The organism is Klebsiella sp. CTHL.F3a (genome assembly GCF_019890895.1).
Taxonomy (GTDB): Bacteria; Pseudomonadota; Gammaproteobacteria; order Enterobacterales; family Enterobacteriaceae; genus Klebsiella; species Klebsiella grimontii.
Window position 1 is genome coordinate 3,892,305 of the sequence record NZ_CP082360.1, and the last position, 25,013, is coordinate 3,917,317.

General features: G+C 55.6%; 24 protein-coding genes. 17 read left to right on the top strand and 7 right to left on the bottom strand.

Annotated features, from left to right (window positions below):
* The first annotated feature begins 31 nt into the window (after positions 1-31).
* Both aat and infA read left to right on the top strand, forming a co-directional pair.
* The gene (gene aat, locus K7H21_RS18250) at positions 32-736 is read left to right on the top strand and encodes a leucyl/phenylalanyl-tRNA--protein transferase (protein WP_004130902.1); all 705 of its coding nucleotides are present in this window, start codon (positions 32-34) and stop codon (positions 734-736) included.
* A gap of 279 nt (positions 737-1,015) precedes the next feature.
* The gene (gene infA, locus K7H21_RS18255) at positions 1,016-1,234 is read left to right on the top strand and encodes a translation initiation factor IF-1 (RefSeq protein ID WP_002211347.1); all 219 of its coding nucleotides are present in this window, start codon (positions 1,016-1,018) and stop codon (positions 1,232-1,234) included.
* Positions 1,235-1,372: 138 nt separating this feature from the next.
* Here the strand turns inward: infA and clpA are convergent, their stop codons facing one another.
* Together clpA and clpS are read right to left on the bottom strand one after the other, a co-directional pair.
* Positions 1,373-3,655 (bottom strand): ATP-dependent Clp protease ATP-binding subunit ClpA, encoded by a 2,283-nt coding sequence (gene clpA / locus K7H21_RS18260; RefSeq protein WP_004130900.1) that lies wholly within the window; start codon positions 3,653-3,655, stop codon positions 1,373-1,375.
* Between the two features lie 30 nt (positions 3,656-3,685).
* Positions 3,686-4,003, bottom strand: a complete 318-nt coding sequence (gene clpS / locus K7H21_RS18265; RefSeq protein WP_004130898.1) for an ATP-dependent Clp protease adapter ClpS — start codon at positions 4,001-4,003, stop codon at positions 3,686-3,688.
* Between the two features lie 324 nt (positions 4,004-4,327).
* Between clpS and cspD the strand changes: the two genes are divergently transcribed.
* Positions 4,328-4,558 (top strand): cold shock-like protein CspD, encoded by a 231-nt coding sequence (cspD, locus tag K7H21_RS18270; RefSeq protein ID WP_004100627.1) that lies wholly within the window; start codon positions 4,328-4,330, stop codon positions 4,556-4,558.
* A gap of 68 nt (positions 4,559-4,626) precedes the next feature.
* Here the strand turns inward: cspD and macB are convergent, their stop codons facing one another.
* The 3 genes from macB to K7H21_RS18285 all read right to left on the bottom strand — a co-directional run bounded on the left by macB (position 4,627) and on the right by K7H21_RS18285 (position 9,518).
* Complete coding sequence (gene macB, locus K7H21_RS18275; protein ID WP_004130896.1) at positions 4,627-6,573, bottom strand: macrolide ABC transporter ATP-binding protein/permease MacB; 1,947 nt, start codon at positions 6,571-6,573, stop codon at positions 4,627-4,629.
* Positions 6,570-7,685, bottom strand: coding sequence for a macrolide transporter subunit MacA (macA, locus tag K7H21_RS18280; RefSeq protein ID WP_004130894.1), 1,116 nt, complete (start codon positions 7,683-7,685; stop codon positions 6,570-6,572). The genes macB and macA overlap by 4 nt, the downstream gene beginning before the upstream one ends.
* Before the next feature lie 174 nt (positions 7,686-7,859).
* On the bottom strand, positions 7,860-9,518 hold the full coding sequence (locus K7H21_RS18285; protein ID WP_004130893.1) for an ATP-dependent endonuclease: 1,659 nt from the start codon (positions 9,516-9,518) through the stop codon (positions 7,860-7,862).
* 384 nt (positions 9,519-9,902) lie between these two features.
* Between K7H21_RS18285 and aqpZ the strand changes: the two genes are divergently transcribed.
* From aqpZ to hcr, 4 genes are all read left to right on the top strand, one after another.
* Complete coding sequence (gene aqpZ, locus K7H21_RS18290) at positions 9,903-10,598, top strand: aquaporin Z (protein ID WP_004130892.1); 696 nt, start codon at positions 9,903-9,905, stop codon at positions 10,596-10,598.
* Positions 10,599-10,722: 124 nt separating this feature from the next.
* Positions 10,723-11,622 carry a LysO family transporter gene (locus K7H21_RS18295; RefSeq protein WP_004130891.1) on the top strand — a complete coding sequence of 300 codons (900 nt, stop codon included), beginning with the start codon at positions 10,723-10,725 and terminating at the stop codon, positions 11,620-11,622.
* 145 nt (positions 11,623-11,767) lie between these two features.
* On the top strand, positions 11,768-13,420 hold the full coding sequence (gene hcp / locus K7H21_RS18300; RefSeq protein ID WP_087830133.1) for a hydroxylamine reductase: 1,653 nt from the start codon (positions 11,768-11,770) through the stop codon (positions 13,418-13,420).
* Positions 13,421-13,431: 11 nt separating this feature from the next.
* Positions 13,432-14,400, top strand: coding sequence for an NADH oxidoreductase (gene hcr, locus K7H21_RS18305; protein WP_223035273.1), 969 nt, complete (start codon positions 13,432-13,434; stop codon positions 14,398-14,400).
* Positions 14,401-14,439: 39 nt separating this feature from the next.
* Here hcr and K7H21_RS18310 read toward each other — a convergent pair whose 3' ends face one another.
* Complete coding sequence (locus K7H21_RS18310; RefSeq protein ID WP_004130883.1) at positions 14,440-14,874, bottom strand: DoxX family protein; 435 nt, start codon at positions 14,872-14,874, stop codon at positions 14,440-14,442.
* Between the two features lie 152 nt (positions 14,875-15,026).
* Between K7H21_RS18310 and poxB the strand changes: the two genes are divergently transcribed.
* Positions 15,027-16,745 (top strand): ubiquinone-dependent pyruvate dehydrogenase, encoded by a 1,719-nt coding sequence (poxB, locus tag K7H21_RS18315; RefSeq protein ID WP_004130882.1) that lies wholly within the window; start codon positions 15,027-15,029, stop codon positions 16,743-16,745.
* A gap of 17 nt (positions 16,746-16,762) precedes the next feature.
* On the opposite strand, the gene K7H21_RS18320 is transcribed toward poxB, so the two are convergent.
* The gene (locus K7H21_RS18320) at positions 16,763-17,410 is read right to left on the bottom strand and encodes a GntR family transcriptional regulator (protein WP_235891341.1); all 648 of its coding nucleotides are present in this window, start codon (positions 17,408-17,410) and stop codon (positions 16,763-16,765) included.
* 281 nt (positions 17,411-17,691) lie between these two features.
* Between K7H21_RS18320 and K7H21_RS18325 the strand changes: the two genes are divergently transcribed.
* From K7H21_RS18325 to K7H21_RS18365, 9 genes are all read left to right on the top strand, one after another.
* A complete protein-coding gene (locus tag K7H21_RS18325) occupies positions 17,692-18,048 on the top strand; it encodes a PTS lactose/cellobiose transporter subunit IIA (RefSeq protein WP_201241138.1) in 357 nt (118 codons plus the stop codon).
* On the top strand, positions 18,020-18,376 hold the full coding sequence (locus tag K7H21_RS18330) for a PTS sugar transporter subunit IIB (protein WP_142468765.1): 357 nt from the start codon (positions 18,020-18,022) through the stop codon (positions 18,374-18,376). The genes K7H21_RS18325 and K7H21_RS18330 overlap by 29 nt, the downstream gene beginning before the upstream one ends.
* The gene (locus K7H21_RS18335; RefSeq protein WP_223035274.1) at positions 18,373-19,680 is read left to right on the top strand and encodes a PTS sugar transporter subunit IIC; all 1,308 of its coding nucleotides are present in this window, start codon (positions 18,373-18,375) and stop codon (positions 19,678-19,680) included. Before K7H21_RS18330 ends, K7H21_RS18335 begins: the two co-directional genes overlap by 4 nt.
* 21 nt (positions 19,681-19,701) lie before the next feature.
* Positions 19,702-20,445 carry a glucosamine-6-phosphate deaminase gene (locus K7H21_RS18340; RefSeq protein WP_142468767.1) on the top strand — a complete coding sequence of 248 codons (744 nt, stop codon included), beginning with the start codon at positions 19,702-19,704 and terminating at the stop codon, positions 20,443-20,445.
* On the top strand, positions 20,442-21,404 hold the full coding sequence (locus K7H21_RS18345) for an aldo/keto reductase (protein WP_142468768.1): 963 nt from the start codon (positions 20,442-20,444) through the stop codon (positions 21,402-21,404). The genes K7H21_RS18340 and K7H21_RS18345 overlap by 4 nt, the downstream gene beginning before the upstream one ends.
* Complete coding sequence (locus K7H21_RS18350) at positions 21,401-22,177, top strand: sugar phosphate isomerase/epimerase family protein (RefSeq protein ID WP_142468769.1); 777 nt, start codon at positions 21,401-21,403, stop codon at positions 22,175-22,177. The genes K7H21_RS18345 and K7H21_RS18350 overlap by 4 nt, the downstream gene beginning before the upstream one ends.
* Before the next feature lie 15 nt (positions 22,178-22,192).
* On the top strand, positions 22,193-22,477 hold the full coding sequence (locus tag K7H21_RS18355; protein ID WP_157261934.1) for an HPr family phosphocarrier protein: 285 nt from the start codon (positions 22,193-22,195) through the stop codon (positions 22,475-22,477).
* 80 nt (positions 22,478-22,557) lie between these two features.
* A complete protein-coding gene (gene ltaE / locus K7H21_RS18360; RefSeq protein ID WP_142446175.1) occupies positions 22,558-23,559 on the top strand; it encodes a low-specificity L-threonine aldolase in 1,002 nt (333 codons plus the stop codon).
* A gap of 10 nt (positions 23,560-23,569) precedes the next feature.
* The gene (locus tag K7H21_RS18365) at positions 23,570-25,003 is read left to right on the top strand and encodes a DUF2867 domain-containing protein (RefSeq protein ID WP_142446176.1); all 1,434 of its coding nucleotides are present in this window, start codon (positions 23,570-23,572) and stop codon (positions 25,001-25,003) included.
* Positions 25,004-25,013 lie beyond the last annotated feature (10 nt).

The window sequence follows — 25,013 nt, forward strand, 5'->3', positions numbered from 1 at the left end:
TTGAATCATTGCCTGATGCGTTGAGGTAAAAATGCGGCTGGTTCAGCTCTCTCATCATTCCATCGCCTTCCCCTCCCCGGAAGGCGCTTTACGTGAACCTAATGGCCTGTTGGCGCTGGGCGGCGATCTTAGCCCGGCGCGGCTACTGATGGCCTATCAGCGCGGTATTTTTCCGTGGTTTTCACCCGGCGATCCTATTTTATGGTGGTCCCCCGATCCCCGAGCGGTACTGTGGCCAGAGAAATTTCATCTCAGCCGCAGTATGAAGCGTTTCCATCAGCGCTCGCCTTATCGCGTCACGTTGAATCACGCCTTCGGTCAGGTTATCGAGGGCTGCGCCGACCATCGCGATGAGGGAACATGGATAACGGCAGGAATCGTTCAGGCCTACCATCAGCTGCACGAGCTGGGGCATGCGCATTCTATTGAAGTGTGGCAGGGAGATGCTTTAGTCGGTGGAATGTATGGCGTTGCGCAGGGCGCGCTGTTTTGCGGAGAGTCGATGTTCAGCCGTGCCGAAAACGCCTCTAAAACCGCGCTGCTGGTCTTTAGCCAGGTATTTTCACAGGATGGCGGAAAATTAATCGATTGTCAGGTGCTGAATAAGCATACGGCGTCGCTGGGCGCAGTGGAAATTCCTCGCCGCGATTACCTCGACTATCTCTCCGTGCTGCGGACTTATCGTCTACCGGAACGATTCTGGGTACCGAGGGTGCTATTTGCAGGAGAAGCGTAAATGTTTTCAGCACATTTTTTGTTGGGATGTTATAATTGCGCGGTAGAGTAGCTTCTGCCCGTTGCCCCGCCGCCGTTTGGGAATAATAAGAGTCAGATAACACCCATTGTTCTGTCACTCCCCCTTTACGTTTGCGCCTGTCACCCGGTTTATCCGCGTGAATCACGGGTAATGCGCCAAAACTACTTCGGCGATTTGACGTAAAACTTTACATACTTGCTGAACTTCGGCATTATCTTGCCGGTTCAAAACTACGGTAGTGATACCCCAGAGGACTAGATGGCCAAAGAAGACAATATTGAAATGCAGGGCACCGTACTTGATACGCTGCCTAACACTATGTTCCGCGTAGAACTGGAAAACGGTCACGTGGTAACTGCGCATATTTCCGGTAAAATGCGTAAAAACTACATCCGCATTCTGACGGGCGACAAAGTGACTGTTGAGCTGACCCCGTACGACCTGAGCAAAGGCCGCATTGTCTTCCGTAGTCGCTGATCGTTTTCGCGCTTAGCGCGCCAGATGCTGAAGGCCGGGATAATTCCCGGTCTTTTCATTTCTACGTCATTTACAACTAAAAGCGCGCAGATAAAAAAACCGGCCCTGAGGCCGGTTTTGTCATTGGGTACCAGAAACTTAATGCGCCGCTTCCGGTTTGTGCTTCTGCGCACTCTGGAAGTCGTAGGTCAGCGCATTTTTCTCTTTGTCCAGTTCCACCGTTACCTGGCCGCCGTCAACCAGTAAGCCAAACAGCAGCTCGTTGGCCAGCGGTTTTTTCAGGTTGTCCTGAATTACCCGTGCCATCGGACGTGCGCCCATGGCCCGGTCATAGCCTTTCTCGGCCAGCCAATCGCGAGCTTCCTGGCTGACTTCCAAAGAGACGCCTTTCTGATCCAGCTGAACCTGCAGCTCGACGATAAATTTATCCACCACCTGATGGATAACCGTCGTAGACAGGTGATCAAACCAGATAATGTTGTCGAGACGGTTACGGAATTCCGGCGTAAAGATCTTTTTGATCTCATCCATCGCATCCGGACTGTTGTCCTGATGAATAAGGCCAATGGATTTACGCTCGGTTTCACGCACCCCGGCGTTGGTGGTCATCACCAGCACCACGTTGCGGAAATCCGCTTTGCGGCCGTTGTTGTCGGTCAGCGTCCCGTTATCCATCACCTGCAGCAGCAGGTTAAAGACGTCCGGATGCGCTTTTTCAATTTCATCAAGCAGCAGCACCGCGTGCGGATGCTTAATAACCGCATCGGTCAGCAGCCCGCCCTGATCGAAACCGACGTAACCCGGAGGCGCACCGATTAAGCGGCTGACGGTATGACGTTCCATATATTCGGACATATCAAAACGCAGCAGCTCAATGCCCAGCGACTTCGCCAGCTGTACGGTAACCTCGGTTTTACCGACCCCGGTAGGCCCGGCGAACAGGAAAGAGCCGACGGGTTTGTGCTCATGGCCAAGCCCGGCGCGCGCCATCTTGATCGCTTCGGTTAAGGCCTCAATCGCCTTATCCTGGCCGAAGACCAGCATTTTCAGGCGATCGCCGAGGTTTTTCAGCGTATCGCGATCGCTGCGGGAAACGCTCTTCTCAGGTATGCGCGCAATCCGCGCTACCACGGACTCAATATCCGCCACGTTAACCGTTTTCTTACGTTTACTCACCGGCATCAAGCGCGCACGCGCCCCGGCTTCATCAATCACGTCAATCGCCTTATCCGGCAGATGACGATCGTTAATGTATTTCACCGCCAGTTCCACCGCCGCACGTACCGCCTTCGCGGTGTAACGGACATCGTGGTGCGCTTCATACTTCGGCTTCAGGCCGTTAATAATCTGCACCGTCTCTTCCACGGAAGGTTCGGTGATATCAATTTTCTGGAAACGACGCGCCAGGGCACGATCTTTTTCAAAGATGTTGCTGAATTCCTGGTAGGTTGTCGAACCGATTACCCGGATCTTACCGCTGGAAAGCAGCGGTTTAATCAGGTTAGCGGCATCGACCTGCCCGCCGGAAGCCGCCCCCGCACCGATAATGGTGTGGATCTCATCGATGAACAGAATACTGTTGGTGTCCTGCTCCAGCTGCTTGAGCAGCGCTTTAAAGCGTTTTTCAAAATCGCCGCGATACTTGGTGCCTGCCAGCAGCGAACCGATATCCAGCGAATAGATAGTGCAATCGGCCATCACTTCCGGCACGTCGCCCTGCACGATACGCCAGGCAAGCCCTTCAGCAATAGCGGTTTTACCGACGCCGGATTCCCCCACCAGCAGCGGGTTGTTCTTGCGACGGCGGCACAGAACCTGAATAGCGCGTTCCAGCTCTTTCTCGCGACCGATCAGCGGATCGATACCGCCTACGCGGGCAAGCTGGTTGAGGTTGGTGGTGAAGTTTTCCATACGATCCTCCCCGCCTGCTTGCTCTTCGCCGCTGCCTGGCTGGCTTCCGCTACTATCGGAAGACTGGCTCGGCTCGTCTTTACGCGTACCGTGAGAGATGAAATTCACTACATCAAGTCGGCTGACTTCGTGTTTACGCAGCAGATAGGCCGCCTGAGACTCCTGCTCGCTGAAAATCGCGACCAGAACGTTGGCGCCAGTCACTTCGCTGCGGCCGGAAGACTGGACGTGGAAAACGGCACGCTGCAGGACGCGCTGGAAGCTCAGCGTCGGCTGAGTATCGCGCTCTTCTTCCGTTGCAGGCAGTACGGGTGTGGTCTGTTCGATGAAGGCTTCAAGCTCCTGACGCAGCGCGACCAGGTCCACTGAACACGCTTCAAGCGCTTCGCGGGCCGAAGGGTTGCTAAGCAGCGCCAGCAACAAGTGCTCGACGGTCATGAACTCATGACGGTGCTCGCGCGCTCTGGCGAAAGCCATGTTTAAACTGAGTTCCAGTTCTTGATTGAGCATAGGCACCTCCCCCAAGTTTATTGCCTGCATTCAGGCTTTTTCTAGCGTACACAACAACGGATGTTCGTTCTCCCTTGCGTACTGGTTCACCATCGATACTTTGGTTTCGGCGACTTCGGCGGTAAAGACCCCGCAAATCGCTTTACCTTGATAGTGAACCGTCAGCATCAGTTGCGTTGCACGTTCAACATCATAAGAAAAGAATTTTTGTAACACGTCAATAACAAACTCCATTGGAGTGTAGTCATCATTGACTAATATCACTTTATACATAGATGGCGGTTTAAGCGCATCCTTAACTTCGTCCTCTACTAGCTGATCGAAGTCCAACCAGTCTCTCTTACTCATCGTCAGTGTTCATCATCGGTTGCTGTTGCCAACAGGCGGTGGCCTGTCGATGACCAGAGGCTATGCACATCACAAATCTACAATAGATCATAGATAATTATCATCTATTACTTCCATCCGCGACGTCTGTCACATTCCCCGGCAATAGCGTTAACTGCTTCAAATTTTGACGCATTTTTCACCGTCCCCCAGCGTCAATCGCTTGACGCATTTCCTGATTTCTCTAAATTGTAGTGGCGAGAGTTGGCGAGCAAATGAACAACTCGTCACTCCACTACCGGTTCATTCCATCTTACTTATAAGATTTACGAAGGATGTCGAAGTATGGAAATGGGTACTGTTAAGTGGTTCAACAATGCCAAAGGGTTCGGTTTTATCTGCCCTGAGGGCGGCGGCGAAGACATTTTCGCCCATTACTCCACCATCCAGATGGATGGTTACAGAACGCTAAAAGCCGGACAAGCGGTTCGGTTTGATGTTCACCAGGGGCCAAAAGGTAACCACGCCAGCGTGATTGTCCCTGTTGAAGCTGAAGAAACAGAAACAGCCGCATAACTCTTTTGCTTCATTGTGTACATCCCGCCAGCAAAATGCCAGTCCTTCTGACTGGCATTTTTTTATCGCTACTCGCGCGCCAGGGCGTCTACCGGGTCCAGACGCGCCGCGTTGCGCGCCGGTAGCCAGCCAAACAGCACCCCAGTCAGCGTGGAGCATAAAAATGCGGTCAATAGCGCCAACGGCGAAAAACCGATCTCCCAGCCGGGTAAAAACAGCTGGAGAACAAAGGCGATCAGCAGCGAAAGCGTGACGCCCAGCGCCCCGCCGACCAGGCAAACCAACACCGCCTCGATCAAAAACTGCTGTAACACATCGCTGGCCCGCGCACCGACCGCCATACGGATACCGATCTCCCGCGTGCGCTCGGTGACTGAGACCAGCATAATGTTCATTACGCCAATTCCGCCGACCACCAGCGCAATCACCGCCACCAGCGTCAGAAACAGCTGTAATGTATGTGTGGTCCGTTCCGCCGTTTTCAAGACGCTGTCCATATTCCAGGTGAAAACATCTTTCTTACCGTGACGCAGTTCCAGTAGACGCAACAGCTGCTGCTCGGCAATCGAGCTGTCATAACCTTCATTCACCCGCACGGTGATGGAATTCAGCCACGACTGCCCCATCACCCGCCCGGCCATCGTGGTATAGGGTAACCAGACGCGCAGGATTTTGCTGCTGCCGAACATCGACTGTTTTTCATCCGCGACGCCGATCACCGTCGCCGGCATGTTGCCGACCAGAATGATCTCACCCACCACTTTCGCTTTGTGCGGAAACAGCTGTCGACGCGCGTTACTGTCGAGCACCACCACCTGCGCGCGGCTATTTAGCTGAAGCTCGTTAAAGGTATTTCCTTCGCTGAAGGTCATGCCGTAGACGTTAAAATACTGTGACCCTACGCCCTCGGCGCTGGCGGCAACGTCAATGTTATCAGCCCGCAGACGCAGGCTTTTTGATACCGCCGGGGTCGCCGAGCTGACCCAGGGCTGTTTCTGAATAGCCAACAGGTCATCGTACTTCAGAGACTGCTGATAGCGGGGATCGTCATCGCCGAAATCCTTGCCGGGATAAACATCAATGGTATTGGTACCGATAGCGCGAATATCGGCCAGCACCATCTGCTTCGCGGCATCGCCCACCACCACAATCGACACCACCGAGGCAATACCGATAATAATCCCGAGCATCGTCAGCAGCGTACGCATTTTATTCGCCGCCATCGCGCGCCAGGCCATAACCAGCGCTTCGCGAAAGCCGCTGCTGAACTGACGCCACGCCGATGGCTCAGCCGCCGTACGCTGACGCAGTACGCCGCCGTGGGCGGACCCCAGCGCGGGCGGATTACGCACGATTTCACCATCGTGTATTTCAATGACCCGTTCTGCCTGGGCCGCCACCTGCGGATCATGGGTGACGATAATCACCGTATGCCCCTGCGCTTTTAGCTGGTGAAGGATCCCCATGACCTCTTCGCCGGAGCGGCTGTCCAGCGCGCCGGTTGGCTCATCCGCGAGAATCACTTCCCCGCCGTTCATCAGGGCGCGGGCGATACTCACCCGCTGCTGCTGGCCGCCGGAGAGCTGCGAAGGCTGATATTCAGCTCTGTCGCCCAGTCCCAACCGAATCAGCAGCTCATGGGCCCGGGCCAGACGCGCTTTACGCTCCGCGCCGGCATAAACCGCCGGAACTTCGACGTTCTGCGCCGCGGTCAGATGCGATAGCAGGTGATAGCGCTGGAAAATAAAGCCGAAATGCTCCCGCCGCAGGCGCGCCAGCTCGTCGCCGTTGAGACGAGCCACGTCCGTTCCCGCGACCCGGTAGGTACCGCCGGTCGGTTTGTCCAGACAGCCGAGAATATTCATCAGCGTGGATTTGCCGGAGCCGGACGCCCCGACAATAGCCACCATTTCTCCTGCGGCAATGCTCAACGTAATGCCTTTCAGCACCTCAACGTTGCCCTCACCAGAAGGATAGCTGCGGCGAATATCACGCAGTTCCAGTAACGCCGTCATTTCGCCGCTCCGGCCGCACCTTCGCCGATAATCACTTCATCCCCCTCTTCCAGCCCTTTCACCACTGCCACATCGGTGTCGTTACGCGCGCCGATAACGATTTCACGCTCTTTAACTTCACCGGTACGCAGCAGACGCACGTGGTAGCGGTTATCGCCGATGGCTTCACCCAGCGCGCTCAGCGGGATGGTGATGACGTTTTTCACTTCCGAGAGCTGGATATGCACCTGGGCGGTCATTTCCAGACGCAGGATGCCCTGCGGGTTCGGCACTTCAAAACGGGCGTAGTAGAAAATCGCGTCATTGACCTTTTCGGGTGTCGGCAAGATATCCTTCAATGTCCCTTCATAGCGCGTCAGCGGATCGCCCAGCACGGTAAACCAGGCTTTTTGCCCCGGCTTCAGATGAATCACGTCCGCTTCCGAGACCTGCGCCTTCACCAGCATAGTGCTGAGATCGGCCAAGGTTAAAATATTCGGCGCCTGCTGGGCGGCAATCACCGTCTGCCCCTGCAGGGTAGTGATTTGCGTCACTTCCCCGGACATCGGTGCCAAAATTTTGGTGTAGTCGAGGTTGGTTTTGGCCGTATCCAGGGTAGCCTGATTACGTTTGACCTGCGCTTCAATCGTACCGATTTGCGCCTCTTTGACCGCTAAGTCAGTCGCGGCGGTATCGAGGTCCTGGCGAGAGACTAACTGGCGCTGCGCCAGCTGCTGCTGGCGGGCCAACGTCGCCGCAGACAGTTTACGCTCCGCACGGGCCTGGTTGAGCTGCGCCCGCAGCTCCATCAGCGTCGCTTCAACTTCTTTAATCTGGTTTTCCGCCTGCTCGGGATCGATAACCCCCAGCAGTTGATCTTTTTTGACTTTGTCGCCAATCTCAACGCGCAGCGTTTTTAGCTGTCCGCTAACCTGGGCTCCGACGTCAACTTTTTTTAACGCATCCAGCTTACCGGTCGCCAGCACGCTCTGCTGCAGGTCGCCTTTGCGTACAACCAGCGTCTGATATTGCGGCAGCGGCGCATTCAGAATTCGCCATCCCCAGACGGCGAGGGCCAGTACGACAATCGCCAGCAGCCACCATACTTTCCTGCGCTTTCCATTTAATTTCATAAAAATTCCTGATGTTTTAACCCGCAGAACCCGCAACAATTCTATCTAAATGCGGCAATAGAATAACGCGCATTTTTAGCTGCGCTTAATTTTTGTTTAACCAAAGTTGAAGGTCGCGCGGATCAAGGCGTGCCGGGAGAGTTCCCGGCAGAGAGAGGTAAACGGCGGTCGGCGCTAATCCGCCCGCCCGCGCGCCAGCCATAGCACGCGGGAGAACATTTTTTTCAACAGCGCCGGAATGGCGTCAACCCCGCGACGCCCGGCCTCCATCGCCACTTCAATCGCCAGGTCCGGTTTTGACGAACGGTGGATCGCTTTGGTGATCACCCGCCGCATATTCATGGGAATATTCATCGGCAGCTGGGCCACCCGATGATAAACATCGTCGAAGCCCTGGCGGTACATAAAATGCTCCATATCCATCGCCGGTAGCGCGGTGAGATGGTCGCGCTCAAGCATTTTGTCGTCATTTAACAGCCCGCGAACGGTGGCGGCATATTTCTTCCCGGCCTCATCGCCGTCCACCAGCACGTGCCATTCAATACCCATTCGCCGGGCGAATTTGATAAGCGGTTTTAATCCCGACTGGGCAAACTCAATCACCTTCACCCCTTCTGCATCAAAATGGTGGCCGCACTGGCGGGCCAGCTCGTTGATAACCCAGGTTTCGGTCTCCCCTTCGACCAGCAGCCAGCAGCGGGCAAAGAGCGATGAAGCGCGGTTAAAGCGAATATGAAAAGCGATGCGCCGGCTGTCTTCGGCATTCATCCCGCCGGGACCCAGCCGCCAGGCAGATACCCGTGAAGATTCGCGCACCAGCCGGCAAACGTGCTCGACGGGCGTTAATGACAGCAGTTCGCCAGAGTTCGTCGTCGTCACCCGCTGCAGCGGCAGTAAATTAAGCAAATGCCAGGCTACAGAAAGCATAATCGGATGCAGACGGGTTTCCGGGTCCTCAATCAACAAGAGCGGCCGCGCATCGCGATCGAGTCTCACCGTACCTTTCGCCTGCAACAACGTAGAAAACAGTCCCAATAAAATCACCCGATGGCTGCGCCCGCCGGGCTTGTCGATCATCCTGTTAATGATGTCCAGGTAGCGCCAGCTGCGCTGTTCATCATGTGAATGACGGCGCATCAGGCGATGACGCGACTGTGCGCTGCTCTGCTCGGCAAAATAGTGCTCCAGCAATTGCACCATGGCCGACAGCCCCTGGCGGATCTGCCCATCGGTTAAATTTTGCGGATGATGCACCAGTTCTCGGGAGAGGAAATCAAGCTGGCGCGCGGTAATTTCGATCTGCGGCGAATGCGGAACAGTGCCGTTGTGGATCCGTCGCATAAAGCGGGCGTCGCGCAGCCGCAGAACCGGCATCAGCCGCACCAGGTGACGGGCGAGTTCATCAATATCGTCAAGCTCCAGCGCTTCCCCTTCACCATTAATAAAGCTACGCAGGGTCATTACGCTGTCGTCATCAGCAAGCTCCCCCTCGAGGCGATAGAAAACGCGCTGATAGCCGTCGTCGCAGGGCACCCAGCAGTTGCTGAGAGGGCGATAGCGTCGTACCCGATGGCGGCCGGGTTCATTTTCACGGAAGGTCAAAATGATATGCAGATGATGCTCGCGCCCCTGAATATCGCCGGGCGGAAACCAAAAATCTTCCCGAACAAAATGATAAAGGTCAAACTCCGGCGACAGGAGTAGCGTCAGGGCATCCAGCAGGCTGGATTTACCCCAGGCATTTTCGCCAATCAGCACGTTATTTTGCTCAAGCATCAACGATAAACGGTTAATGCCGCGAAAACCGACTATTTCGACGCGCTCAAGATGCATATGCCCTCCGCTCGGTGGCGACTATCTCCTTCAGTTATCAGCAGTATAGCGAGGTGAGCATCAACATGACACCACAGGCGTATTATGAATCGCTATGGGGTGAAGAGCCGGAATGTGATGCGAGATATTTTACTTAATTGAGAAACGCATTCATCATCAAAAGTCGTTTTTTTAATCATTTTTGTTCTACACTTTTAAAAATTCCCATATAAAAAGGAATCCCAGCGCATTGTTCTATATCAAATTACATCAATTTATTTAACTGGTCCCAGAGTAGCGATCGTCCCTAGAATAGCGTCGCTTTATTCTAGTCGTCATTCTTTGTGGCGAAAATAAAGGCCGGCACGAAAACTCGTGCTCGTTTACGTTTTTATTGAGGTGGTTATGTTTAGAAAATTAGCAGCAGAATGCTTTGGTACATTCTGGCTGGTATTCGGTGGCTGCGGCAGCGCCGTTCTGGCTGCAGCGTTCCCGGAGCTGGGAATTGGTTTTGCCGGCGTCGCGCTGGCCTTCGGTTTAACCGTATTAACCATGGCCTATGCCGTTGGCCATATTTCCGGCGGGCATTTTAACCCGGCGGTGACTTTAGGTTTATGGGCGGGTGGTCGTTTCCCGGCCAAAGAGGTGATTGGTTATATTATCGCCCAGGTCGTCGGCGGTATTATCGCCGCCGCTATTCTGTATGTTGTCGCCAGCGGTAAAGCGGGCTTCGACGCCGCCGCTAGCGGGTTCGCATCGAACGGTTATGGCGAACATTCTCCGGGCGGTTTCTCCATGCTTTCCGCCATTGTGATTGAGATTGTCCTGACCTGTGGCTTCCTGCTGGTTATTCACGGCGCCACGGATAAAAACGCCCCTGCCGGCTTCGCCCCTATCGCCATTGGCCTGGCGCTGACGCTTATTCACCTGATCAGCATTCCGGTCACCAACACGTCGGTAAACCCGGCGCGTAGCACCGCGGTAGCGATTTTCCAGGGCGGCTGGGCGCTGCAGCAGCTGTGGCTATTCTGGGTAATGCCGATTATCGGCGGCATTCTCGGCGGCGTGCTCTACCGCACCCTGCTGGAAAAACGCAGCTAAGCTCCCACTATTCTCTTGAGGCCCGGTATCGCCGGGCCTTTCTTTTTTTCGACTACTTTACTCAGTCCGGCGATTTGGGTAGTGTCAGTGACGCTATTTTCACTCTGCAAGGATCGTGTCGTTCATGTTTTCGGGACTATTAATCATTCTGCTGCCGTTGGTCATAGGCTATCTTATTCCTCTTCATCGGCCATCAGCCCTTAAACTCATTACGCGACTTCTGAGCTGGATCGTCTACGTTATTCTCTTCTTTATGGGAATTAGCCTGGCCTTCCTGGATAATCTGGCCAGCAACCTCCTGGCGATCCTTCATTATGCGGCGGTCAGCGTCGTTATTATTATGCTGTGCAATATTGCCGCCCTGATGTGGCTTGAACAGAAAATGCCCTGGCAAAATCATCATCGTCAGGAAAGATTACCCTCGCGTCTGGCAATGGCGCTGGAATCCCTTCAGCTATGCGGCGTGGTGCTTATTGGCTTCCTGATTGGTCTAAGCGGTCTCTCTTTTTTACAACACGCCACCGAGGCCAGCGAATATACGCTGATTTTCCTTTTGTTCCTCATCGGTATTCAACTGCGTAATAATGGCATGACGCTGCGGCAAATCGTTCTTAATCGCCGCGGCATGATTGTCGCGGTGGTGGTGATGGTCAGTTCATTACTGGGTGGCGTCATCAATGCCTTTATTCTTGACCTACCGCTAAAAACCGGACTGGCCATGGCCTCCGGTTTTGGCTGGTATTCACTCTCCGGGATCCTGCTGACCGAATCCTATGGCCCGGTGATTGGCAGCGCGGCATTCTTTAACGATCTTGCCCGCGAGCTGCTGGCGATTATGCTTATCCCTGGTCTGGTGCGCCGCAGCCGTTCAACGGCGCTAGGCCTTTGCGGCGCGACATCAATGGACTTTACGCTGCCGGTACTGCAACGTTCAGGCGGGGTGGAGATTGTGCCGGCGGCCATCGTTCATGGCTTCATTCTCAGTCTGCTGGTGCCCATCTTGATGGCTTTCTTCTCCGCTTAATACCTACCTGGCGGTAGTCTCCTGCCGCCAATTTTGCGCTAAATCAATCTCCCTGTAAGTTGTATCAGAAATACCTTTTCTCTTCTCGCGCTCGGGCATAACCTTAAACATGTATCTTAAATATAACTTTAAAAAAGGTGTGACCATGTTTTGTGTGCAATGTGAACAAACCATCCGTACCCCGGCAGGGAACGGCTGCTCTTACGCGCAGGGTATGTGCGGGAAAACGGCCGAAACCTCCGATCTGCAGGATCTGTTAATTGCTTCTTTGCAGGGCCTCTCCGCATGGGCGCTTAAAGCCCGCGAATACGGCATCATCGACCACGACATCGATAGCTTCGCGCCGCGTGCTTTTTTTTCCACGCTGACCAACGTTAACTTCGACTCCCCGCGTATCGTTGGCTACGCCCGCGAGGCCATCACCCTGCGTGAAGCGCTGAAAGCCCAGTGCCTGAACATTGATGCCCACGCGACGGTTAACAACCCGATGGCCGATCTGCAGCTGGCGAGCGACGATCTGGGCGACCTGCAGCGCCAGGCGGCGGAATTCACCCCGAACAAAGACAAAGCGGCCATCGGCGAGAACATTCTCGGCCTGCGCCTGCTGTGCCTGTACGGCCTGAAAGGCGCTGCGGCTTATATGGAGCACGCGCACGTTCTGGGTCAGTACGACAACGCCATCTACGCCCAATACCATAAAATCATGGCGTGGCTAGGTACCTGGCCTGCCGATATGAACGCGCTACTGGAATGTTCGATGGAAATCGGCCAGATGAACTTTAAGGTGATGAGCATCCTGGACGCCGGCGAGACCACCAAATATGGTCACCCCACCCCGACTCAGGTCAACGTCAAAGCGACCGAAGGCAAATGCATCCTGATTTCCGGCCATGACCTGAAAGATCTGTACAACCTGCTGGAGCAGACCGAAGGCACCGGGGTTAACGTCTACACCCACGGTGAAATGCTGCCGGCGCACGGTTACCCGGAACTGCGTAAATTCAAACATTTGATCGGTAACTACGGCAGCGGCTGGCAAAACCAGCAGGTCGAGTTCGCCCGCTTCCCTGGCCCGATTGTCATGACCTCAAACTGCATCATCGACCCAACCGTCGGCGCCTATGACGATCGTATCTGGACCCGCAGCATCGTCGGCTGGCCGGGCGTGAATCATCTGGAAGGCGAAGATTTCGCCCCGGTTATCGCCCAGGCGCAGCAAATGGCAGGATTCCCATACAGCGAGATCCCGCACCTGATCACCGTTGGCTTCGGTCGTCAGACCCTGCTGGGCGCGGCTGATACGCTGATCGACCTGGTGAGCCGTGAAAAACTGCGTCATATCTTCCTGGTGGGCGGTTGCGACGGGGCGCGCGGCGAACGTAACTACTTCACCGATTTCGCTACCAGCGTACCGGATGACTGCCTGATCCTGACCCTGGCCTGCGGCAAGTACCGTTTCAACAAACTGGATTTCGGCGATATCGAAGGTCTGCCGCGTCTGGTCGATGCAGGTCAGTGTAACGACGCTTACTCCGCCATCATCCTGGCGGTCACGCTGGCGGAAAAATTGGGCTGCGGCGTCAATGACCTGCCGCTATCGCTGGTCCTTTCCTGGTTCGAGCAAAAAGCGATTGTCATCCTGCTGACCCTGCTCTCGCTGGGCGTGAAAAACATCGTCACCGGCCCGACGGCGCCAGGTTTCTTCACGCCGGACTTGCTGGCCGTTCTCAACGAGAAATTCGGTCTGCGTTCGGTGACCACCGTTGAAGAAGACATGAAGCAGCTGCTGAGCGCGTAAGGAGTAAAAGTATGTCTTTGCCAACCCATCAGTGCCCATGGCGGATGCAGGTTCATCACATCCATCAGGAAACGCCGGATGTCTGGACAATTTCGTTGCTCTGCCACGACTATTATCCGTACCGTGCCGGGCAGTATGCACTGGTCAGCGTACGTAATTCAGCGGAGACGCTGCGTGCTTACACCATTTCATCGACGCCGGGAGTAAGCGAGTACATCACGCTGACCATCCGTCGGATTGACGATGGCGCAGGCTCACAGTGGCTGACCCGCGACGTGAAGCGCGGCGACTATATCTGGCTGTCCGATGCCATGGGTGAATTTACCTGTGAAGATAAGGCTGAAGATAAGTTCCTGATGCTGGCTGCTGGCTGCGGCGTTACGCCGATCATGTCAATGCGTCGCTGGCTGGCGAAATATCGCCCGCAGGCTGATGTGCAGGTGATTTTTAACGTGCGTTCCCCCCAGGATGTCATTTTTGCTGAGGAATGGCGTCAGTATCCGGTGACGCTGGTGGCGGAAAATCACGCCACCCACGGTTTTGTGGCAGGACGTTTAACGACTGAACTGCTGCAAAGCGTGCCGGATCTGGCATCGCGTACCGTGATGACCTGCGGCCCGGCGCCGTATATGGCGTGGGTTGAGCAGGAAGTGAAAGCGCTGGGCGCGACTCGCTTCTTCAAAGAGGAGTTCTTTACGCCGGTAGCCGAGGCCGCTACCAGCGGCCTGAAGTTCACCAAACTGCAGCCGGCGAAAGCGTTCTATGCGCCGGTCGGCGCCACGCTGCTCGAGGCGCTGGAAAGTAACAAAGTGCCGGTTACCGTTGCCTGTCGCGCAGGCGTCTGCGGCTGCTGCAAAACGAAAGTGGTTTCCGGCGAATATACCGTCAGCAGTACCATGACGTTAACCGATGCGGAAATCGCTGAAGGCTACGTGCTGGCCTGCTCCTGCCATCCGCAGGGGGATCTGGTACTGGCTTAACCATCAACTGCCGGATGGCGCAGCGCCATCCGGCTCTCTTTACCGCCAGGCCGAATTTCCGGCGATGGTATAGCGCCCCGCTCCCAAAAAAGCGACCGCCAGCGCACCCACGAAAAAAAAGACCAGGCTCTCAATCGCCCACGCGCCGACCGCATCCAGCGCGAAGGTTTTGCCCGTGCCGACCATCAGCCAGGCGACGACCATCGTAAAAGCCAGCACCAGCGCCGCCGGACGGGTAAGAATTCCCAGGATCAGCAGGCAAGGCGCAACCACCTCGCCCACTAATACCCCATAAGCGATAAAACCCGGCAATCCTTTTGCTACCAGCATATTGCTGATTCCCCCTACGCCATCAAATAGCTTGTGTAATCCGTGAAACAGCATCAGTCCGCCGACGGCAAGTCGTAACAAGAGTTTGCCGAAATCGTCATGAGACAGTAGTTTATTAACAGCATTTAACAGCGATTTAACCATTTGAAATGATTCCTGTTTACCACTTTATGTGAGCACAGATTATGCGGAGTTTTCGCTGAAAAAAACCAGAGGAAAATGAGGGGTGAAAGCGAGCGTAACCGGCAGTTTCATCTAAGCTTGTAAGCGTTATCACAAAAAGGAGATGGAGAACCATGAAACAAACCGTGGCGGCATACATTGCCAAAACTCTTGAACAGGCTGGCGTTAAGCGTATTTGGGGCGTAACCGGGGATTCTCTTAACGGCTTAAGCGATAGCCTGAACCGCATGGGGACCATCGACTGGATGCCCACGCGCCACGAAGAAGTGGCCGCCTTTGCCGCCGGAGCGGAGGCCCAGCTTACCGGCGAACTGGCGGTCTGCGCCGGTTCCTGCGGGCCGGGCAACCTACACCTGATTAACGGCCTTTTCGACTGCCACCGCAATCACGTTCCGGTTCTGGCTATCGCCGCCCATATTCCTTCCAGCGAAATCGGCAGCGGCTATTTTCAGGAAACGCACCCGCAGGAGCTGTTCCGCGAATGCAGCCACTACTGCGAACTGGTCTCATCCCCGGAACAAATTCCGCAGGTGCTGGCCATCGCCATGCGCAAAGCCGTAATTAACCGCGGCGTCTCGGTAGTGGTACTCCCCGGCGACGTTGCGCTAAAAGCCGCGCCGGAAAGCGCCAGCAGCCACTGGTATCACGCGCCGCTGCCGCAGGTGACGCCAGCGGAAGAAGAGCTGAAGAAGCTGGCCCAGCTGCTGCGCTATTCCAGCAACATCGCCCTGATGTGCGGTAGCGGCTGCGCCGGGGCGCATAAAGAGCTGGTGGCGTTCGCCGAGAAGCTCAAAGCGCCTATCGTTCATGCGTTGCGCGGCAAAGAGCACGTTGAATACGACAATCCTTATGATGTGGGGATGACCGGGTTGATTGGCTTCTCCTCCGGCTTCCACACCATGATGAACGCCGACACCCTGGTCCTGCTCGGCACCCAGTTCCCCTATCGCGCCTTCTATCCGACGGATGCCAAAATCATTCAGATTGATATCAATCCCGGCAGTATTGGCGCCCACAGTAAAGTGGATATGGCGCTGGTAGGCGATATCAAATCCACCCTCAGCGCGCTGCTGCCGCTTCTCGAAGAGAAAACCGACCGTAAGTTCCTCGATAAAGCGCTGGAACACTATCGCGACGCGCGTAAAGGGCTCGACGATCTGGCCAAGCCCAGCGACAAAACGCTTCATCCGCAGTATCTGGCGCAGCGCATTAGCCACTTTGCCGACGAGGACGCTATTTTTACCTGTGACGTGGGTACACCGACCGTCTGGGCCGCGCGCTATCTACAGATGAACGGCAAGCGCCGCCTGCTCGGCTCCTTCAACCATGGTTCAATGGCCAACGCCATGCCGCAGGCCATCGGCGCAAAAGCCACGGCACCTGACCGCCAGGTCGTGGCAATGTGCGGCGACGGCGGCTTTAGCATGCTGATGGGGGATTTTCTCTCGCTGGCGCAAATGAAGCTGCCGGTGAAGATCGTTATCTTCAATAATAGCGTACTGGGCTTCGTGGCGATGGAGATGAAGGCCGGGGGCTATCTGACAGACGGCACCGAGCTGCACGCCACCAACTTTGCCCGCATCGCCGAAGCGTGTGGTATCAAGGGCATACGCGTTGAGCGCGCGTCAGAGGTTGATGAAGCGCTGCAAACCGCTTTCGCTACCGATGGCCCGGTACTGGTGGATGTGGTCGTCGCCAGTGAAGAGCTGGCGATGCCGCCGCAAATCAAGCTGGAGCAAGCCAAAGGTTTCAGCCTGTATATGCTGCGCGCGATTATCAGCGGCCGCGGCGACGAGGTTATTGAACTGGCGAAAACCAACTGGCTGCGTTAACTGGCGCCTGCGTGCGTTTACCCACTGACGAAACGAAACGTCAGCGGGTAGCGCTCGCTATTGGCCCATCCTCGCGTAAATTCAAACGGGACGTTGTCTTTGCGCCGGGATGCCAGACGCTCAACACGCATACAGGGCTGGTCGGAAGGAATATCCAGCTTCTTCGCCATATCCGCCGCTGGCATGCAGGGGAAATAGCTCTCCTGCGCCGTGATACTCAGCAAGTAAAATCGTTCTCCCAGCACGTTATACAGCCCCGTCGTTTCCACTTCCTCACGCTGTAAATCTGGAAACAGCGCCAACGGCAGGCAGGTCTCTTCATATAGCGCAGGAAGGCTATTAGTAAAGCGCAGACGCACCATAAATATCACTAAATCACTGGCCGAAAGATGCAGCTTTTGCTGCTGTTCGTCATTCGCCAGCTGCTGCGTAAACGTGAGGATAGAGGTACTGGCTTTCAGGTTATGCTGGGCCATATTCTCCGAAAAACTCAGCGGCTGATGGCGTCGGGCTTCAATCGGCGGGCAGGTCACGCGCGTCCCGACCCCCTGTTTTTTTACCACATACCCTCTTTCCGCCAGCATCTCTACGGCCGCCCGCAGCGTCGCCCGCCCGCCGCTATACTGCCCCACCAGCTCACCTTCGCTGGGCAGCATGTCGCCCACTCTAAACTCCCCGCGCTCTATCCGTCCTTTAAGATCCAGAGCTATTTGAACATACAATGGGTTAGCACTTTCCAGTTCGTCCACTTTCCTCTCCCGCCCACAGGTTTTAGTTATCAAATTTCGTTATGCCAGAGATCCACACTCATCTCATGCTGAATTAACACTCACTTTTTGATCAAAATGTGATCAACCCTATGGACGCCAGTATACTCGATTCTTTATCTTGTTCAAACATTCGGATGTTTGAATGTTTGAACAAATACCTCAATACAGGAGGCACCGTGAATACCTCGACCATCGATACCGAAGAGATCAGTTTCCAGATTATTGCCTGCGCCGGTGACGCGCTTAGCAAAATGCATCTGGCGCTGGTGTACAGCAAGGCGCAGCAATTTTCTGAAGCCACCCGCTTGATGCAGGAGGCCAACGCAAGCCTGAATGAAGGCCACAATTCGCATACACGTTTACTGGTCGCCGAAAGCGAAGGTTCCTGTGCAAGCTACTCCCCCCTACTCGCCCACGCACAGGATTCACTCATGAATGCTCTGCTGGCACACACTCTTTTCCAGGAATTTATCGAAATCTATCAGCACCTAAACGGAGCCCGCGATGAATCTTTCAACGTTAACGCATCTTAATATTCTGCTGGTTTGTAACTTGGGCGCGTCTACCGGCGTCATGGTGAGTAAAATGCGCGCTATCGCCGCCGATAGCGAAAAGTTACGCGCCATTAAGATCAATATTGAGGCCTATCCGGCCGGATTACTGGTCGAGAAAATCAACGAGTTTGACGTCGTGTTGCTGGGGCCGCAAATCAAACACCGCCTGGCGGAACTAGAGGCGATTTGCCGTGAACACCAGCGTCCGATTGGGGTTATCGACGTCCGGGATTACGGCACCATAAACGGCGGCAATATTCTGAAAACCGCCATTCTGCTGCGCCTGGGTCAGGAGATAAACGCATGAGCCGGGCAAACACCTTTATCACCTGGCTGGAGCATTGGCTAACGCCGGTTGCAGCCCGTATAGAGAGGCAGCGGCATATCTCCTCCATCAAAAATGGCATGATCGCGCTGATGGCGGTATTAATGGTTGGCTCCATCTCGCTGATGTTAATGGGGATTGGCGGCATGTTCCCTCAGGATAGTGCCGTCCGCCTGTGGTTCAACCATTACAACAACCTGATTAGTTTACCTTTTCAGTTTACCTTTGGCCTGCTGTCTATTTATTGTGCCGCCTCGGTAGCCTGGCATCACGCCCAGCAAATGCAGGTCCCGATCCTGCCCGCCATCACCGGTTCGATTATGGCGACCCTGATGCTGAATGTGAGCATCGTCGATGACAAAATGGTGACCGATTACCTCGATTCACGAGGGCTATTCGTCGCGCTGATCGCCTCACTCGGCACCGTAGAGCTGATGGCGCTATTTATTCGCAAGCGCATCACCATTCGCATCAACGGCCTGCCCGCAGGTATCGCACAAACATTTGAATCGATAATCCCACTGCTGGTTTCGCTGATCGCCGCCACCGTAGTGCATGGGGTGGTCGCTAATCTTTCCGGAGGGTTGATCCTACCGCAGGTGCTGATGAGCCTGCTGGCCCCAGCCTTCAACAGCATCGATACCCCGCAGGCCGTCTTTCTGATCTCGTTTCTGGAGATGATTTTCTGGTTTATCGGCCTGAACGGCTACGCCATTATCGTCGGCGTGGTACTGCCCTTTATGACCCAGTACCTGGCTGAAAATGCAGCTGCATTTGCCGCGGGCGCACCGATCCCACACGTGTTCGCGCCGAATTTCTGGGATTATTTCCTCGGGTTTTCCGGCTCAGGCATCACTGGCGCATTGGTTATCTTATCGTTGCGAAGCCGTTCGCAGGAGCTACGCGCCGTAGGTAAAGCCGCCGTGGTCCCAGCTATTTTTACTATATCCGAACCGGTTGTGTTTGGCCTGCCCGTCGCCTGGAATCCCTGGTTCTTTATTCCCTTTGTGCTGGGCACGCCGACGATTGGCGTCATGAGCTGGTACATCTTCCATTGGGGTTGGGTTCGCCCGCCGGTCACCAACGTCGGCGCAACGCCCATTCCGCTGGCGCAGTACCTCTCAACCATGGACTGGCGCGCGGTTATTCTGGGATTTACCATCCTCGGCATCGCCACCCTCGTCTACTACCCCTTCTTTCGACTTTACGAACGCAGCCTGCTGCAGAAAACGCAGCAACAGGACAGCCGTCAGGCAGCCTTCGACAGCCTGGATCTGGATTTTTGATTGAGAAATAAGGACCTGAGTATGCATATTTATCACCAAGACACGGCGGATCAACTGGCGCAATCCATCAGTTTACGCATTGCGGCACAGCTACAGGAGCGGCCCGATAGCCTGTTATGTCTGGCGGGGGGAGAAACCACGCTGCCTGTGTTTCGCGCCTGTGTCGCCGCACAGCAGGCTGGCCTGGCGGATTTTAGCCGCTGCCGCTTTGTCAGCCTTGATGAGTGGATCGGCCTTGGCCGTGAGGACGTTGGCAGCTGCCTGCAAACGCTGAGCGATGAGTTATTTCAGCCTCTGGCTCTAAGGAACGAACAGATCGTGTTCTTTGACGGTAAAGCGGCGGATTTGCAAAATGAATGCCGAAGAATCGACGCGGTCATCGCCGCCCATGGCGGCCTGGATCTGGTTGTGCTCGGCGTCGGAATGAATGGTCATATCGGTTTCAACGAACCAGGCGTCAATTGCGAGCAAAACAGCCATATCGAACCGCTGGATGAGGTCACCCGCACCGTCGCCCCGAAATATTTCAACCGCCCGCAGCCGGTCACGCAGGGTATCACTCTGGGCATTCAGCAACTGATCGCGGCGCGACAGGTTTTGCTGATGATCACTGGTGATCACAAAACTGACATCGCTGAACAGTTTATAAACACGCCTGTCGGCCCACATTTCCCCGCCAGCCTGCTGCGTGATTTACCGCAAACAACCTTCTGGACGGACAGGACACTTCCTCGCGCCGACATCTCTCAGGAGGCGATCCGATGAAACAGGTAGCGCTGCACGGCTGGCGCGATGGCAAACCTTTCACCTTTTTCTGTAGCCAATTAGTGCTTGGCTCGGCGAACTGCTTATGTAAGGATCGCCGGGAGGAAGCCTTTGTCCTGCTGGACGCCTTCTTCGCCGCTGGGGGTAACACATTTGATGTCGCACGCCACTACCGCGCCAGCGAGACGGTATTAGGCGAGTGGATTGCACAACGCGGCCTACGTGAGCAGGTGCGGATAGCCACAAAAGGCGGTCACCCCACGCGCGAGGAGCCCGATCGCTCACGCATTTCTCCACCCGCCATCGATGAAGACATTTTCACCAGTCTTGAACAACTGCAAACGGACTATATCGACCTGTATGCCCTGCATCGTGACGATCCCAGCGTCGATGTTTCATCGTTAATGCTCTGCCTGCATGAACATGTCCGTCAGGGCAGGATACGCGCCATCGGCGTGTCAAACTGGTCTCAGGCGAGGATCACCGAGGCGCAGAATTTTATTGAGCGCCACGGACTTACGCTGTTGAGTTTTAATAGTCCGCAATTAAGCCTTGCGCAAAGCCAGGTCCCACGCTGGCCAGGATGTGTTAGCGCCGACCCAGAGATGCAGCTCTGGCACCAGCAAACACAGCTCCCGCTGATTGCCTGGTCATCGCAAGCCGGAGGCTTTTTTTCCGGACTGTACGGCCCAAACCGGCTGCCGCAGGAACAAGAGATGGTCGACGCCTTTTGTTTTGATGACAACTGGCAACGATTGAGTCGCGCTCAACAGCTGGCACAGCGTAAAAACGTTAACGCCATTAATATCGCCCTGGCCTGGGTGCTGGCCCGCCCTTTCCCCTGCGCGGCAATCATCGGTCCTGAAACCCCTGCTGAATTGGCGGATTGCCTGCGCGCGGCTGCGCTGGCGCTTAGCGCTGATGAACTTAACTGGCTGGAAACAGGAGACAAAGCATGAATAACGGAAAATTTGCCGTACAGCTCTATACCTTGCGTCACGCGCTCACAGAGGACTTCGCCGGAACATTACGTGAAGTTAAAAAAATGGGCTGGAAAGCGGTGCAAATAGATGGCCTGCGCGGGCACAGCGCGGAGGAAGTCAAAGAAGCCTTACGCGAAACCAATCTGAAGGTCGCGGGAATGCATATCAGCCCGCAGAGGATGGTCAATGACCTGGATGCGGTCGTTTACGAAGGGCTGCTATTCGGCACGAAGTCTATGTTTTGTCATTACCTCGAACCGGAGCGACAGAATGAATCGGGTTACCGGGAGATTAAATCACAGCTGCTGGGCGTCGCCGATAAGCTTGCTCCGCTCGGCTGGCGCGTCGGTTATCACAATCACGAGTTTGAGTTTCAGTCACAAGTGGATGGGCTCGTCGCCCACGACTATCTGATGGCGCCGGAAAATAACCGCTGCCTCTATCCGGAGATTGACACCTACTGGGTCAAATATGCCGGGTTCAATCCGCTTAGCTGTATCGAAAAATATCCATACCGCATCCCTATCCTGCATCTGAAGGATATCTATGCCGACCCGGCACTCGGCTACCCGGAGTCGTTAGCCGAAATTGGCCGTGGAAGTATTGATTTCCTGCCCATCCTGCAATGGGGTGAGCGCTACGGCGTTGAATATTACGCCGTTGAACAGGATATCTGCCCTGGCAACCCGCTCGATAGCCTGGCCATAAGCCTGGAGAATTTACAGCGACTGGCACAAAAATGCGCCTGATCGAGGAGTGATATCGTGAATTATCTACAAGCACACATTCGTATTCGCAACCCCAGCGGCCTGCACGCCCGACCTGCGGCGCAATTAGTCAAAACCGTTAAGGCCCTGGGGTTCCCGGTGGAGATTGCCCATACGCGGCATCCGGAGCGCTTCGTCAATGCGGGCAGTTTAATGAAGCTCCTCGGCCTCGGCATCAGCCGTGGGGATGAGATAATTCTGCGCGTGCCCGTCGGAAAAGCGGCGGAAATAGTCAATTTACAGGCGTTGATTAATGCCGGGCTGGGGGAGAATATCGATTAAACAGACTTTTCCTTCTCCAGAGTGGCGTAAGCCTGGAACTTCCGGTACAAATTGAAGACAACTCTTGAGAAGGAATTTATATGATTGATTTACGCAGTGATACCGTTACCCGCCCGGGCCGCGCCATGCTGGAAGCCATGATGGCCGCCCCGGTTGGGGATGACGTTTATGGCGATGACCCGACCGTTAACGAACTCCAGCGCTTTGCCGCCGAGCTGGCGGGCAAAGAAGCCGCGATCTTCTTGCCCACCGGCACCCAGGCCAACCTGGTCGCCCTGCTCAGCCACTGCCAGCGCGGCGAAGAGTATATCGTCGGCCAGGGCGCGCATAACTATCTCTATGAAGCCGGCGGCGCGGCCGTACTTGGCAGCATCCAACCGCAGCCCATCGACGCCGCAGCGGATGGCTCCCTGCCTCTGGACAAAGTCGCGGCCAAAATCAAACCGGACGATATTCATTTCGCGCCCACCCGCCTGCTATCGCTGGAAAATACCCATAACGGCAAAGTGCTGCCGCGTGAATATCTGAAAGAAGCCTGGGAATTTACGCGCCAGCGCGGCCTCGGGCTGCACGTGGACGGCGCGCGTATTTTTAACGCTGTCGTGGACTACGGCTGCGAGCTGCGCGATATCACCCGATACTGCGATTCTTTCACCATCTGTCTGTCCAAAGGTCTCGGCGCGCCGGTAGGCTCACTGCTGGTGGGGAGCGAAGAGTATATTCGCCGCGCGATCCGCTGGCGGAAAATGGTCGGCGGCGGAATGCGTCAGGCCGGGATTCTGGCGGCCGCGGGCCTGTATGCCTTGCAGAACAACGTCGCGCGCTTAAAAGAGGATCACGACAACGCCGCGTGGATGGCGGAACAGCTGCGCGCCGTTGGCGCCGAGGTGACACGTCATGATACCAATATGCTGTTTGTTCGCGTTGGTGAAGAGCGCGCCGCCGCGCTGGGCGAGTATCTGCGCGAACGCGGGGTGCTGATCAACGCCTCGCCCATCGTGCGCCTGGTGACGCATATTGACGTTAACCGCCAGCAGCTCGCCGAGGTAGTTAACCACTGGCAGGCATTTTTAAACCGTTAAGGAGTCCGGCGTGTCGCAGCGAATTCTGGTGCTTGGCGCCAGCGGTTATATCGGCCAGCATCTGGTGAAACGACTCAGCGAGCAGGGCTTCACCGTTCTGGCGGCGGCACGCCATATCGACAGGCTTAAAAAGCAGCATCTCCCCGGCGTCGAGTGCTATTCGCTCGATTTAAACCAGCCGGACACGCTACCCGCCCTGCTGGCGCAGGCTGACACTCTTTACTATCTGGTGCATGGGATGGGCGAAGGCGGCGACTTTATCCGCCACGAGCGGCAGGTCGCGCTCAACGTTCGCGACGCGCTGCGCGAAACACCGGTGAACGAAGTCATCTTTCTCAGTTCCTTACAAGTGGCGGAGCAGGAGCAATCCGATCATCTGCGCGCTCGCCAGATCACCGGCGATCTGCTGCGCGAATCGGGCGTCCCGGTGGCGGAAGTTCGCGCCGGCATTATCGTCGGCGCCGGTTCCGCCGCCTTCGAAGTGATGCGCGATATGGTTTACAACCTGCCGGTGCTGACGCCGCCGCGCTGGGTACGTTCGCGTACTACGCCGATTGCGCTGGAAAATTTGCTCTACTATCTGCTGCGGTTGCTTGACCATCCGTCCCACGAGCATCGGGTATTTGAAGCTGCCGGGCCGGAAACGTTAAGCTATCAGCAGCAGTTTATCCGCTTTATGGCGGTCAGCGGCAAACGACGCCCGCTGATCCCCATCCCTTTCCCGACCCGCTGGATTTCAGTGTGGTTTCTTAACATGATTACCTCGGTGCCGCCAACCACGGCCAAAGCCCTGATTCAGGGGCTAAAGCACGATCTGATCGCCGACGATCGCGCCCTGCGGGCCTTAATTCCTCAACCGCTTATCGCATTTGATGAGGCGGTGCGCCGCACGCTTAAAGAAGAGGAGCAGTTGGTGAACTCCAGCGACTGGGGCTACGATGCGCAGGCCTTCGCCCGCTGGCGGCCAGAGTACGGCTACTACCCGAAACAGGCGGGCTATACCGTTAACACTTCCGCAAGCCTTGCCGCGCTGTGGGAGGTGGTCAACCAAATCGGCGGCAAAGAGGGCTATTTCTTCGGTAATGTTCTGTGGAAAACGCGCGGGGCGATGGACCTGCTGGTCGGTCATCGGCTGGCAAAAGGTCGTCCGGAAAAGGCGTATCTGCAAACCGGCGATGCGGTAGACAGCTGGAAAGTAATTATCGTCGAACCGGAAAAGCAGCTGACGCTGTTATTCGGCATGAAAGCGCCCGGCCTTGGCCGCCTGAGCTTTACCCTGCGCGATAAAGGCGATCATCGCGAGCTGGACGTGCGCGCCTGGTGGCACCCGCACGGTATGCCGGGGCTTTTCTACTGGCTGCTGATGATCCCGGCGCATCTGTTTATTTTTCGCGGTATGGCGCGACGCATCGCGCACCTGGCGGAGCAAATCACCATCAAATAGAGTATAGGTG